The organism is Crocosphaera watsonii WH 8501 (assembly GCF_000167195.1).
GTDB classification, from domain to species: Bacteria; Cyanobacteriota; Cyanobacteriia; order Cyanobacteriales; family Microcystaceae; genus Crocosphaera; species Crocosphaera watsonii.
This window is the reverse complement of record NZ_AADV02000031.1, coordinates 1-12685: the sequence shown is the minus strand read 5'-3', so window position 1 is coordinate 12685 and position 12685 is coordinate 1. Positions and strand designations below refer to the sequence as shown.

Below are 12685 nucleotides of genomic sequence, written 5' to 3'. Positions count from 1 at the left end.
TTTGCCATGAAACCCATAAAATACCTGATAGGATTCATACTCTGTTTAGCGATCGCTTTGACTACGGCCATGGCACCTGCCACTGCTACGGGAGTTTATGATCTGCCCGTGTTAGGTCAAGGATCAGATACTTGGGTCATTGATCAAGCGGATGCTATTAGTTTTAGCAATGAAAACCGCTTGAGTGGTCAATTAGAAACACTAGCTAACGACAATGGCGCAGAAGTCAGACTGATTGCCGTGCGTCGCTTAGATTACGGTGTCACTATGGAAGGGTTAGCGGATGATATTTTCGCTAAATGGTATCCTACCCCCAAAGAAAAAGCTAACCAAGTGATTTTAATCGTGGATACTTTCACTAATAAAATCGCCCTCCGTCAAGGAGAAGATACCAAGTCCTTATTAACCGATGATATTGCTACGAGTGTAGTTAAAGAGACGGTGACGGTTCCTTTACGTCAGGGTGCTAAGTATAACGAAGCTTTTCTCGAAGCTGGCGATCGCTTGGTGGCTGTTTTATCCGGAAACCCCGATCCCGGACCCCCTCAAGTCCAAGAATTGAACATCGAAAGCACTTTTACCAGTGCCGAAGATACGGATGATACCAGCGCAACTATTTGGGTTGTGGTTCTTATGGTTTTAGCAACTGCTATTCCTATGGCTACCTATTTCTGGTACGTGGGTGTTCCTGGACGTTAAAACCTAAAAAACTGTTCTTTCCACTGGGGGTTAACAACGGTTAACCCCTATTTGTTTTTTTTAGCTAATATGGGGCAAAATTACCTTTTTTGGTTAATATTTAGTTGAGTAAAATATGAATAATAATCCTGTAATTGATATTAAAAAACTTGATCATTATTTTGGAAAAGGAGAATTAAGAAAACAGATTCTTTTTGATATTAACTTGACCCTAAAATCAGGAGAAGTGGTTATTTTAAAAGGTCCATCGGGTTCGGGTAAAACTACGTTATTAACTTTAATGGGAGGACTGCGATCGCCACAAAATGGAAGTCTTAAAGTGTTAGGACAAGAGTTAGTGGGTGCAAAGAAACATCAATTAATTAAGATTAGACGTAATATCGGTTATATTTTCCAGTCTCATAACCTTTTAGAATGTTTAACTGCAAGACAAAATATAGCGATGTCTTTGGAGTTACATCCTCAATATTCTAAGGGTGAAATTAAACAAAAAACCCAAGAAATATTAGAAGCAGTGGGGTTAGGAGAAAGGATTGACTATTATCCTCAAAACCTCTCTGGAGGACAAAAACAAAGAGTTGCGATCGCCCGTGCATTGGTGAGTCATCCCAAGATAGTTTTGGCCGATGAACCTACCGCATCTCTTGATAGTAAATCAGGTCATGATGTGGTTAATATTATGCAAAAATTAGCCAAAGAACAAGGATGTACTATTTTAATTGTTACCCATGATAACCGTATTTTAGACGTAGCTGATCGCATTGTAGAATTAGAAGATGGACATCTTAAACAGGCTACACTAGAGATTAGTTAAACTTGATTAAGTCTTTTATCTATTCCATCTAAACCCCGTAGAGACGTTGCATGCAACGTCAGGACAAGGGGGCTAACCTCGGATTTGGTATGAGACGTAACTGATCCCATTCTAGAATTAGAAGAGATTAAGTTTAGAAAACTGGACACAATCATAAATAGATTTTGATATAATAAAGGATGAAAAATAATTTTAATAATTTATCTCAGGAGGTATAAATATGTTATCAACTGATATACAACGAGAATCAATGATTAAGCGAATTAAAAAAGTCGTGTCTACCTTAATGGAAGAAGATGCTTTATTTAGAGATGATCTAAATTACTCAGATATAGTGGAGCATTTAACTAACTTATTTAATAATAATTTACCTTTTGAGGAATTTAATACTATGTCAGACGAGGAATTAAAACATCATTGCAGTGGAATCATGTCTATAGAAATATTATCAAAAGTTGGAGAAGATTTTACCCCTGAACAAATGAGAACTTTTGATGAAGGTATTAAGCGGAAATAAGAAATTATGAACTATTTATTAGATACTAATATCGTCTCCTTCATTGTTAGACGTGATTTTAATATATTCCAGAAAATTAAAGAAGTAAAAAGTCAAAGAAAAGAAATATTTATTAATTGTATTACTTATTTTGAAATTAAAAGAGGATTTTTAGCAGTTGATGCACCCAAGCAAAGAGCAAGATTTGATAAATTTTGCCAAACTCATACTATCATTTTATTAGATGACTTAGCTATCTTAGAAAAAGCAGCAGAAATTCATGCTAATCTGAGATTAAGAGGATTACCCATCCAAACTGAAGACATTTTAATTGCTGCCACTGCTATGATTAAAGGGTTAACAGTTGTCTCTAATGATAGTGATTTCTTGAGAGTTGAAGGACTAAGTTTAGAAGATTGGACAGAATAATAAATCAATGTTTAATTAAACAATAACCTATCATCTCTATAACAACGATAGAATAATTCCTATTACTAAAAATCCTTAATATTTTCTAAATAAATCCCCACAAACCTGTAAGATCGTCTTAATACTTGCCGTTATGTAAAATAGGAAGAACTCACACATGACAGTTGCCAGCGCAATACCAGCATTTTGTCAAGGAATTCAACACTTTGGGGAAAACTTACCCAACTCTCAACAATACACCACAGAAGCAGCCATAAAATCCGACAATAAAGCTATTTCCTCCCCTAACGATGCTAACGCCGTCTTTCAAACCATCTTAGCAGCCGACGCATTACGCTACTTAACCCTACAAACCGCCGCCACCAAACAGTCGGGCCACCCTGGAGGTTTTGCAAGCATCGCTGACACCATTGCAGCTTTAGTGATGTTAGGTCATAAAAACATTCTTACTGAAGTTGGCCACCACGCACCAGGCTTTTACAGTAATATGTTTTTAGATCGTTCCCTAGAAGACATGGGCATCACCACTGTACAGCAGATGGGGGAACGGTTTCGAGAGATGCACGGACTTTTAGGACACCTTTCTGGACAAATACCCGGACTGCTGAACCCTGCCGGACCCTTGGGACAGGGACAACATTTTGCCATGGCCGGTGCCAAGTTACATCCTGGGGTACTCTTTCCTGTCACTATTGGCGATGGTGGGTTAGGGGAACCCTATATTATGAGTAGTTTTGGTCACTTTAATACTGCCTATCCTCAAGTGACGAACTTCTTACCCATCCTGGTTTGGAACGGTTATTCCCAGGAACACCATAGTATGGTTTCCACCAAAACCAACGAAGAAATGATCGCTTATTGGCAAGGAAACGGCTTTGCTGAGGTCATTTTAGTCAACGCTAAAGACTACGATGATAGGAACCAAACAGGGGAATATGTGGATAGTACCCAGTTTTCTCTTGCCAAACGGATGGCCTTTACCCAAGCTATTTTAGAAGCAACGGACCAAGCAGCTAAGTCTGCTTTAGGGGGTACATTAACCGTTCTCATCGTCAAACAACTCAAAGGGGCCGGGGTTCATAAACGGGGCGCAAAATCTCATAATTTATATCCTGGGGATACCTTAGAAAAAGACTATATCGTTAGTGCCTTGAAAGAACGCGCTTTATCACCGGAAGCTTGGCAACTGGTTCGCACCAACTTTGAACGTTCAGGAGGTGGTCCGGCCTCTCATAATGTGGTCACAGAGAAGGTGTTACCCTTGCCAGAGTTGGGAGAGTTACCTTTAACAGAATATGAGGTACATGGGGATAAAAAAGTTGCTACCACTGCTATGGGTGAGTTAGTGGTTCATGTGGGACAAAAAGACCCTAACTTTGTCATTGCCAATGCTGACGGCAATGCAGCTTCTGGCATTAATAATATCAATATTGGTTTAAAAATTGTTCATCCTACCGTTGATGATATCTATTTTCAAGGGCCAGGGGGACAGGTTTATGAACCTTTAAGTGAGGATGCTTGTTCTGGTTTAGCTGCTGCTTTAGCTTTATTTGGGGCCAGAACTTTATGGTGTTCCTATGAGTCCTTTGCCATCAACGGTTTACCTATTTGGCAAACAGTGACACAAGCAATGGCTGAGTTACGTCGTCCCACTCCTTCTACTATTACTTTGTTTACTGCCGGTGCATTGGAACAAGGGCGTAATGGTTGGACCCATCAACGGCCAGAAATTGAAAATTATTTTGCTGGAATGATGAGAAATGGGAACATTTTTCCTCTGTTTCCTTGTGATGCTAATAGTATTCAGGTTTGTTATGACTGGGCCGTTAAAACCAGTAATAAAGGCATCACTATTACTGCCAGTAAGTCACCCTTACCGATCAGAACTACCTTAGAACAAACCCGTCAAGGTTTAGAGGATGGGGGCATCGTTTTACATGACAGTGAAGGTAAGAAAAAAATTGTTTTTGCTGTCATTGGCGACATGACTTTAATTCCCGTTTTTGATGCTGCCTTACACTTAGAAAATGAGGGTATTGGGGTAAGAATTGTTTCCGTTATTAGTCCCCGTCGTTTATACCGTCCCCATGATGTTGCTTGGGAAACTTGCAGCGAAAAGGATAGTCATTTCTTGGATGAGCAAGGGTTTGAAAAACTGTTTGGCGGTGACGCTTTAATTGGGGTGACAGGGGGAACTTCTGCTATGTTAGAACCGATTATGTTACGCAGTAATAGTAAGCGTGATACCTTTGCTTGGAAACGAGGAGAAACAGCCTCTAGTGCAGGACAAATTATGGAATTTAATGGTTTAACCGCAGACGCTTTAAGTAAGCGAGCCAGCGAATTATTAGCCTAATATTGTCGGGTGGGCATTGCCCACCTTTTAGAAAAAAGGAGTATTATAAGGGTGGATATCCTTAATCTAATCTTTCCTGAAAAGATTATTGAGAAACTAGATCGTAAACATAACGTAAGCAAACAGGAGGTTAAAGAGATTTTTCGAGGTTTCCCTAAATATAGGTTTATTGAAAAGGGACATCAAAAAAATGAAAACCTTTATGCTGCTTATGGACAAACTTATTCGGGGCGTTATTTGATTGTCTTTTTTATTTATAAACAAACCAAAGAAGCTCTAATTATATCAGCAAGGAAGATGACTGATGGAGAACGGAAAAAATATCGAAAAAGTTAAAAGTTCTATTTCTAATGCTAATTCTTACGAAGAAATAGGAGAATTTTGGGATGAACATGATACAGCAGAGTGTTGGGAAGATACCTATCCTGTTGAGTTTACTATTAACTTAAAAGATGATGAAGATATTGTCTATTATGGGATCGATGAAGCTTTATCACAACAAATCATTTCTCTATCACAAGAAAAAGGAATAACAGCTAGAGAGTTGGTTAATTCTTGGCTTAAAGAAAAACTACAGGAAACAACTCATTAAAAACAAATGACTTTACACTGGTTAATAATAGCAAGTATTATCAGAATCATTAACGAATTAATTGATGAGATGAGTTGAGAGACATATTATTAAAAAAAATCATCGGTTTTATGCTGAAATTGACCGACTATGTTTCTTATCAAAAAATCTCTACAACTATGCTAATTATTTATGTCGTCAGTCTTTTATATTTGAAAACACTTACCGTAACTATTATGACATTCAGAAAACCCTGCAATCTCAACAAGACTATCAAGCTATGCCAGCTAAAGTTTCTCAACAAGTTCTGATGATACTTGACAGAAACTGGATAAGTTTTAAAGAGTCTAATTTAGCTTACAAAGAAAGCCCATCAAAATTTAAAGGCCGTCCCGCGCTACCTGGATATAAACATAAAATTAAGGGCAGAAATGTGGTAGTTTATACAGCCCAAGCTATCAGAAAAAAACAGTTTAAGCGAGGTATTATTAATCCCAGTAAGACGGAAATTTACCTCAAAACCAAGGTAGATACTTCAAACAAGACCTGCTCTTGGCGAGGAAACCTCGCCGAGCTTCCTTGTTCAAAAATAAAACAAGTTCGTCTTGTTCCCAGACTTAACCATTATATAATTGAGGTCATTTATGAAGCGGATCAACAACAATACGAGTTAGAGGAAAATCGCTACGCTAGTATTGATATTGGTTTAAACAATTTAGCTACATTAACTTTCAATCAAGCCGGAATTAAACCGCTCTTGATAAATGACAGACCGTTAAAATCTATCAATCAATACTATAACAAAGTTAAAAGCGAATTACAATCTCTTTTAGGAGAAAATAAATCAAGCCAGAAACTAAGAAAACTTTGTAATAAAAGAGAATTCAAGATTAATGATTATCTCCACAAGGCATCTCGTTTGATTATTGATACTCTGATTAATAAGAAAATAGGAACTCTGATTATTGGCCATAATACTGACTGGAAACAGAAGATTAACTTAGGGAAAAGAAACAACCAAAATTTTGTATTTATTCCCTATAATAAGCTAATAGAAATGTTATATTATAAAGCAGAGATGGTGGGGATCAAGGTAATTTTTACTGAAGAATATTATACATCGAAAGCTTCATTTCTGGATAATGATCCTATTCCTGTGTATCAGAAAGGTAAAAAAATCAAGTAACTTTTTCTGGGAAAAGAATAAATAGAGGTTTGTATCGTACTAGCAAAAGAAAATTAATCAATGCCGATGTTAACGGTTCGTTGAACATCATGAAAAAAGCAGTCCCAAATGCCTTTAGCTATGGGATAGAGGGTGTTGTAGTTCACCCAGTCAGGGTAATACCGGCAAAATAAGAATATGTCATATTTGACTATATTTTTATGAACTATAATGGTAGAATAGAAGACCCTACAGATTTGGGAGGAACACTCGATTGTCCAAGCCAGTCAACGTCGCAATACTAGGAGCAACCGGAGCCGTAGGCACTGAGTTGCTACAGCTTTTAGAAAGCCGAAACTTTCCCATAAATACCCTCAAACTCCTTGCTTCTCCCCGTTCCGCCGGAACCACCCTTAAGTTTAAAGGAGAAACCCTCAAAGTTGAGGCAGTAGAGGCAAAAGCTTTTCAAGACGTTGACATAGTATTAGCTTCGGCAGGAGGCTCTACCTCCAAAGCTTGGGCGCAAACCATTGTCGAGTCTGGGGCAGTGATGGTGGACAACTCCAGTGCTTTCCGCATGAACCCAGAAGTTCCTCTCATTGTGCCAGAAATTAACCCAGAAGCCGCCGCCAACCATCCAGGCATCATCGCTAACCCCAACTGTACAACCATCCTCATGGCAGTGGCTATCTATCCCCTACACCAAGTTCAACCCATCGAACGTATCGTGGTGTCTACTTATCAGTCTGCCAGTGGGGCCGGGGCCAGGGCTATGGAAGAAGTGAAAATTCAATCCCAGGCCATTTTAAACGGAGAAGATCCCAAAGCAGAAATTTTACCCTATCCCCTCGCGTTTAACCTCTTTCCCCATAACTCTCCCTTAACAGATGCAGGGTACTGTGAAGAAGAGATGAAAATGGTTAACGAAACTCGGAAAATATTCGGCGAAGCCAATTTAAAAATTACGGCTACCTGTGTTAGAGTTCCTGTATTACGGGCCCATTCCGAAGCTATTAACCTGGAATTCAAACAACCGTTTTCTGTAGCCCAAGCAAGGGAAATTATCGCCCAATCTCCAGGGGTTCAACTACTAGAAGATTGGCAAAAAAATTACTTTCCCATGCCTATAGATGCTTCGGGGAAAGACGATGTGTTAGTCGGGAGAATTCGTCAAGATATTTCTTGTAATAATGGCTTAGAATTATGGATATGTGGGGATCAAATTCGCAAAGGTGCAGCCTTAAACGCAGTACAAGTTGCTGAATTATTAATCAAAGAGAGTTGGTTAAATAAAAAACCGTCCACCTTAAAAGTTTAGGGCTTATGCTTAAACTAAATTAGGGACTGAATGAAACTGTAACTGATTAAAAAGGGAATGAGTGAACAAACTTTTGGTAAGGTAATTACCGCAATGGTAACCCCATTCGATCAACAAGGAAATGTTAATTATGAAATGGCAGAAAAATTGGCCGTTCATCTAGTTAATAATGGTAGTGATAGCTTATTAGTTTCTGGAACAACAGGAGAGTCCCCTACCCTAAGTTGGTCAGAAAAATGTCAACTATTTAAAGTGGTTAAAAAAGCCGTAGGTAATAAGGCTAAAGTCTTAGCAGGAACAGGGGGAAACTCAACTCAACACGCCATAGAAATGACCCAAGAAGTAGCCAAAATGGGTTTAGATGGTTCCCTACAAGTAGTTCCTTATTACAATAAACCTCCCCAAGAAGGATTATACGAACATTTCAAAAAAATTGCTGAAACGGTGGGCAATTTTCCCATAATGTTGTATAATATACCTGGGCGTACTGGAACAAATATGTCTCCAGAGACCACCGCCAAACTAGCAAAAATTGATAATATTGTTGCTATAAAAGAAGCGAGTGGCAACCTAGAACAAGCTTGTAAAATTCGCAGAATGACCGATAGTTCTTTTTTAATTTACGCAGGAGATGACTTTTTGACGTTACCATTATTGACCGTAGGAGGTGTAGGAGTAGTTAGTGTTGCCAGTCACTTAGTAGGCTTACAAATGCAAGAAATGATCGCAGCTTATAATCAGCAGCAAGGAAGTCAGGCAAGTCAAATTAATGTGAAACTTTTTCCCTTATTTAAAGTCTTATTTTGTACAAGTAATCCGCTCCCTATTAAAGCAGCTTTAAATCTACAAGGATGGGATGTAGGAGGGGTGAGATTACCCCTAGTCAGTATTTCTGAAAAGTTAAAACAAGAGGTTAAATTAGTCTTGGAAGAATTGTCATTGTTATAGAACGAATGAACTGCATAAATTAATAATATCTATAATAATCTGATCAATGTATCAAGTGAACAACTCCTTAGTTGTTTTGAGAATCCTTTTATTTATATTTACAGTTTTTTTCACAAAACAGAATCATCCACAAACCACTTAAACCATCCAAGGAGGAAAATGAGTAAAACCAAACAACAACCTAGCCTAAAAATTATTCCCTTAGGGGGACTGCACGAAATCGGCAAAAACACCTGTATATTAGAGTATAAAGAGGAGATTATCCTGGTCGATGCAGGTATTGCCTTTCCCACAGATGAAATGCACGGGGTTAATATTGTCCTCCCCGACATGACCTATTTACGAGAAAATCGCCATAAGATAAAAGGGATGATTGCCACTCACGGTCATGAGGATCATATTGGCGGTATTCCCCATCATTTGAAGCAATTTGATATCCCTATAATCTATGGTCCAAAACTGGCCATGGCCTTAGTTAAAGATAAATTAGACGAAGCAGGACTCAGCGATCGCACAAAACTACAAACCGTTGGTCCGAGAGAAACGGTGAAGGTTAGTCCTTCTTTTTCCGTGGAATTTATCCGCAATACCCACTCCATGGCCGATAGTTTCACCATAGCCATTCAGACTCCTTTAGGGGTGGTGATCCACACAGGGGACTTCAAGATTGATCATACCCCCGTAGATGGAGAACATTTCGACCTGCAAAAGTTAGCCGAATACGGGGAAAAAGGAGTTCTCTGTTTACTCAGTGACTCCACCAACGCCGAAGTTCCCGGCAGTACCGCCTCAGAAAGCTCGGTTTATCCTAACTTAGACCGCATTATTGCCCAAGCAGGAGGACGGTTAATGATCACCACCTTTGCATCTTCGGTGCATCGGGTCAATATTATCTTACAGTTGGCGCAAAAACATAAGCGCAAAGTGGCTGTGGTAGGACGTTCCATGTTAAACGTCATCGCCCATGCCAGGGAATTAGGCTATGTTAAATGTCCTGATGATATCTTTATTTCCCTCAAAGCGGCCAATAACTTACCAGACGAACAAGTTTTAATCTTAAGCACAGGGTCACAAGGGGAACCCTTAGCCGCCTTAACCCGTATTTCCAGAGGGGCCCATCGTCATCTGAAAGTACGTCCAGGGGATACCATTGTTTTCTCTGCTAACCCCATTCCAGGTAATACCATCGCCGTTGTTAATACAATTGATCGCTTGATGATGCAAGGGGCAAACGTCATTTATGGCCGTCGACATGGTATTCATGTTTCTGGTCACGGTTGCCAAGAAGACCATAAATTAATGTTAGCCTTGACTCGACCTAAGTTCTTTGTTCCTGTTCATGGGGAACACCGAATGTTGGTTAAACACGCAGAGATAGGTTATAAAATGGGAGTTCCTGCGGATAATATTGTCATTATCGATAACGGTGATATTGTAGAACTGTCCACAGAAAAGATATCTGTAAAAGGAAAAGTTCCCTCCGGCATCAAGTTAGTGGATCAAGCAGGTGTGGTTCATGAACACGTTATGCAGGATCGTCAGCAACTTGCTGAAGATGGGGTGGTTACGGTAGCGGCCCCCATTAGTTGGGAAGGAAAATTAATCACTCCTCCTGAAGTTCACTTACGAGGTGTGGTGACAAAGGTGGAACCCTCTTTGCTCAAACAACTAATTATTCGGGCGATCGAGAATATTCTCGAAAACCGTTGGGATGAGTTTTCAAACAGCGATCGCAGTGCAAAGGTTAACTGGTCTTATTTACAAAAAGAGGTTGAAAAAACCTTACAAAGATTGGTCAAACGGGAATTACGCAGTTATCCCTTAGTCATCTTTATCCTACAAACCCCAGAAACTCCTTCCCCTACTGCACCTGAACCTACCCCCAACTCTAACCGTAAAGTTTACCGTCGTCGTCGTCCTACCGCTTCTACGGCTTCTTAAACCCATATAAATAGTATTGTGGTAGGGGTCAACATTTGTTGACCCCTATCTTTGTGTTAGGACTTTTCTTTTGTACGTCTAATGAAAAATAAGAAACCTATTAAAAATAGCCCTATACTCATAGATGGTTCAGGAACAGTAGGGGTATCAGATGGGTTAACTTCTATCAGTTGAGTAAATTGACTTTGGTTAGGTGATTCACTGGCATTTGTCCCATCAGCAAAACCTGTTTGTGATAAATCAATATCAAGGGTTAGGGTAGATGTTTCTGTTCCTATTTCCTATTACCTCGAAAAGCAATAAACTAAAAGGATCTAGTTGATTAACTCCAATGGGTGAACCTACAAAAGCAGTGGGAAAGAAGCTGCCCCTAAATTAGTAATTGTTCCATTCGCATTATCTAATGTTCCTGTTCTAAATAAAGGAAAAGTTGAAGGTAATAAAGGACTACTTAAATCGAAGGAATTATTAATATTTTGGATTTGATTTCCATCAAAAGATAAAGCAATATTACTGCTAGTTATTCCGACAGTATTATTACGAATATCTCCTATTAACACTTCAACAAAAAAAGTATCTCCTGTGTCTAAGGGACTATTAATAATAGTTCCAGGAACGCCATTATTATCGGTTCTGAGATTAAATTGTGTGCTGAGAGTTGTCATGATTTATTTCTCCTGATTTATGATTAATTAGTGAAATACAAAGAAAGTAAGAGAGTTAAAGCAATTTACAATTTACAAATTGTTCATTATTGAATTTGTAGTATGGGTTAGGGATAGCGTCACCCATCAAAAATCACTGATTTTCTCAGTTTGAATAAGGCTGAAGCCTTCACTATGAGCTTCAATTACTGAATCGCCAAACTCAGCCTTTAAAGGAACTAATTTTGCTCAATTAATTATGCCATCCCCTCTAATATTAACTGTGGTATCATAATGAATATTTCCAATTTTACTGCAAAATAATTAAGCTTTAAAGTGAATTTACCAGCTAAATTTATCTCAAAATTAGAGTCATTACTGGCTTTACTAATAATAGTTGAATTTGTAGGATGGGTTAGCCATAGCGTAACCCATCAAAACCTACTTTTTAACAAGCAATACTTGTGCTGAGCTTGTCGAAGTATACTTGTGTTATGGACTTAAAAAACTGAATTGCAAAACTCAGTATTTAAAGTAACTAATTCTGCTCAATTAATTATGCCATCCCCTCTAATATCAACAGTTGTATCATAATGAATATTTCCAATTTGCCTCTCCCGACATTGTGGGATAAAAAGTATAATAGACTACATATAGCAATCAGTTATCAGTTGTGAGAATTAAGTGAATGCTGATCCCCCTTCAATACTGCGTAGGTTTTGCTCGAAAAGCTTCAGTTGAGTGAGACGGAGGAGGCAGAGGAGGCAGAGGAGGCAGAGGAGGCAGAGGAAGAAGTCCCATTTTCTCCCCCTGCTCAAGAAAGCTTGTCTCAACAGACAATTTTCCTTAACCTACGCAGTATTGGATTCCCCCTAAGGTGATTTCCGAGAAAGCTTTTCCCATAGGGGGTAATCGCTTGGACTAAAGACTTTCAAGAAATAAAAGGAACAGAGAGTTAGCGGATCTTGGTACACAACTTTAAAATTTCATAATTGGCTTGTCTGAAAAAACAGAAGAAATAGATTAAAATGAAGAGGTAAAAAGATTAGAGAGAGTAAATTGAAGCTAAAACAGACAAATCATCCCTTAACCCCGTCGATGGTCGATGATTTACGTTTAGCAGCCTCAAAAATGACGGGAGCAGAGCGTCGTTCACTTTCAAGGCTGGAAATGGTGTCTCAAAGCTATTGGTGGCAGGACAGTGCCAAGACAAAGACCCGACACATCGGTAGTAAAGGGATGGGGGCGCAGACAATACAATGGTTCCAAAATTTGCGCACTTACCACTGTACAGAAGACGGAAA

Annotated in this window: 13 protein-coding genes and 2 pseudogenes; 13 read left to right on the top strand and 2 right to left on the bottom strand. The window is 38.9% G+C overall.

Going from position 1 to position 12685, the window contains the following annotated elements:
- Positions 1-6 precede the first annotated feature (6 nt).
- The 11 genes and pseudogenes from psb32 (at position 7) to CWATDRAFT_RS16055 (ending at position 10737) form a co-directional block, all read left to right on the top strand.
- On the top strand, positions 7-699 hold the full coding sequence (psb32, locus tag CWATDRAFT_RS16105; protein ID WP_007306027.1) for a photosystem II repair protein Psb32: 693 nt from the start codon (positions 7-9) through the stop codon (positions 697-699).
- Positions 700-814: 115 nt separating this feature from the next.
- Positions 815-1513: a DevA family ABC transporter ATP-binding protein gene (locus CWATDRAFT_RS16100; RefSeq protein WP_007306028.1), complete on the top strand. Its 699-nt coding sequence runs from the start codon at positions 815-817 to the stop codon at positions 1511-1513.
- A gap of 220 nt (positions 1514-1733) precedes the next feature.
- Positions 1734-2030 (top strand): hypothetical protein, encoded by a 297-nt coding sequence (locus tag CWATDRAFT_RS16095; RefSeq protein ID WP_007306029.1) that lies wholly within the window; start codon positions 1734-1736, stop codon positions 2028-2030.
- Between the two features lie 6 nt (positions 2031-2036).
- Positions 2037-2438: a type II toxin-antitoxin system VapC family toxin gene (locus tag CWATDRAFT_RS16090; RefSeq protein WP_007306030.1), complete on the top strand. Its 402-nt coding sequence runs from the start codon at positions 2037-2039 to the stop codon at positions 2436-2438.
- A 157-nt stretch (positions 2439-2595) separates the two neighbouring features.
- Positions 2596-4794, top strand: coding sequence for a phosphoketolase family protein (locus CWATDRAFT_RS16085; protein ID WP_007306031.1), 2199 nt, complete (start codon positions 2596-2598; stop codon positions 4792-4794).
- A 9-nt stretch (positions 4795-4803) separates the two neighbouring features.
- Entirely contained in the window at positions 4804-5130 is a 327-nt protein-coding gene (locus CWATDRAFT_RS16080) for a BrnT family toxin (RefSeq protein WP_326997421.1), read from the top strand.
- Positions 5099-5386 (top strand): CopG family antitoxin, encoded by a 288-nt coding sequence (locus tag CWATDRAFT_RS16075; RefSeq protein ID WP_007306032.1) that lies wholly within the window; start codon positions 5099-5101, stop codon positions 5384-5386. Before CWATDRAFT_RS16080 ends, CWATDRAFT_RS16075 begins: the two co-directional genes overlap by 32 nt.
- Positions 5387-5471: 85 nt before the next feature.
- A pseudogene (locus CWATDRAFT_RS16070) lies at positions 5472-6724 on the top strand (RNA-guided endonuclease InsQ/TnpB family protein).
- Between the two features lie 80 nt (positions 6725-6804).
- Positions 6805-7848 carry an aspartate-semialdehyde dehydrogenase gene (locus tag CWATDRAFT_RS16065; protein WP_007306034.1) on the top strand — a complete coding sequence of 348 codons (1044 nt, stop codon included), beginning with the start codon at positions 6805-6807 and terminating at the stop codon, positions 7846-7848.
- A 57-nt stretch (positions 7849-7905) separates the two neighbouring features.
- Complete coding sequence (gene dapA / locus CWATDRAFT_RS16060; protein WP_007306035.1) at positions 7906-8796, top strand: 4-hydroxy-tetrahydrodipicolinate synthase; 891 nt, start codon at positions 7906-7908, stop codon at positions 8794-8796.
- Positions 8797-8955: 159 nt separating this feature from the next.
- Positions 8956-10737: a ribonuclease J gene (locus tag CWATDRAFT_RS16055; protein ID WP_007306036.1), complete on the top strand. Its 1782-nt coding sequence runs from the start codon at positions 8956-8958 to the stop codon at positions 10735-10737.
- Positions 10738-10793: 56 nt separating this feature from the next.
- Here the strand turns inward: CWATDRAFT_RS16055 and CWATDRAFT_RS41035 are convergent, their stop codons facing one another.
- Both CWATDRAFT_RS41035 and CWATDRAFT_RS39945 read right to left on the bottom strand, forming a co-directional pair.
- Positions 10794-10904, bottom strand: coding sequence for a PEP-CTERM sorting domain-containing protein (locus CWATDRAFT_RS41035; RefSeq protein WP_268742326.1), 111 nt, complete (start codon positions 10902-10904; stop codon positions 10794-10796).
- A 174-nt stretch (positions 10905-11078) separates the two neighbouring features.
- A complete protein-coding gene (locus CWATDRAFT_RS39945; RefSeq protein ID WP_007306010.1) occupies positions 11079-11402 on the bottom strand; it encodes a hypothetical protein in 324 nt (107 codons plus the stop codon).
- Positions 11403-12100: 698 nt separating this feature from the next.
- On the opposite strand from CWATDRAFT_RS39945, the gene CWATDRAFT_RS37305 reads away from it, so the two are divergent.
- Both CWATDRAFT_RS37305 and CWATDRAFT_RS39940 read left to right on the top strand, forming a co-directional pair.
- Positions 12101-12262: a hypothetical protein gene (locus CWATDRAFT_RS37305; protein WP_157134096.1), complete on the top strand. Its 162-nt coding sequence runs from the start codon at positions 12101-12103 to the stop codon at positions 12260-12262.
- Between the two features lie 217 nt (positions 12263-12479).
- Positions 12480-12685, top strand: a pseudogene (locus tag CWATDRAFT_RS39940) (hypothetical protein); the annotation flags it as partial.

Bases quoted from the DNA above. Each gene is read 5' to 3' on its own strand.
- CWATDRAFT_RS16055 (WP_007306036.1), top strand. From the start codon at position 8,956: ATGAGTAAAACCAAACAACAACCTAGCCTAAAAATTATTCCCTTAGGG.
- dapA (WP_007306035.1), top strand. From the start codon at position 7,906: ATGAGTGAACAAACTTTTGGTAAGGTAATTACCGCAATGGTAACCCCA.
- CWATDRAFT_RS16100 (WP_007306028.1), top strand. From the start codon at position 815: ATGAATAATAATCCTGTAATTGATATTAAAAAACTTGATCATTATTTT.
- CWATDRAFT_RS16085 (WP_007306031.1), top strand. From the start codon at position 2,596: ATGACAGTTGCCAGCGCAATACCAGCATTTTGTCAAGGAATTCAACAC.
- CWATDRAFT_RS16090 (WP_007306030.1), top strand. From the start codon at position 2,037: ATGAACTATTTATTAGATACTAATATCGTCTCCTTCATTGTTAGACGT.
- psb32 (WP_007306027.1), top strand. From the start codon at position 7: ATGAAACCCATAAAATACCTGATAGGATTCATACTCTGTTTAGCGATC.
- CWATDRAFT_RS39945 (WP_007306010.1), bottom strand. From the start codon at position 11,402: ATGACAACTCTCAGCACACAATTTAATCTCAGAACCGATAATAATGGC.
- CWATDRAFT_RS16075 (WP_007306032.1), top strand. From the start codon at position 5,099: ATGGAGAACGGAAAAAATATCGAAAAAGTTAAAAGTTCTATTTCTAAT.
- CWATDRAFT_RS16095 (WP_007306029.1), top strand. From the start codon at position 1,734: ATGTTATCAACTGATATACAACGAGAATCAATGATTAAGCGAATTAAA.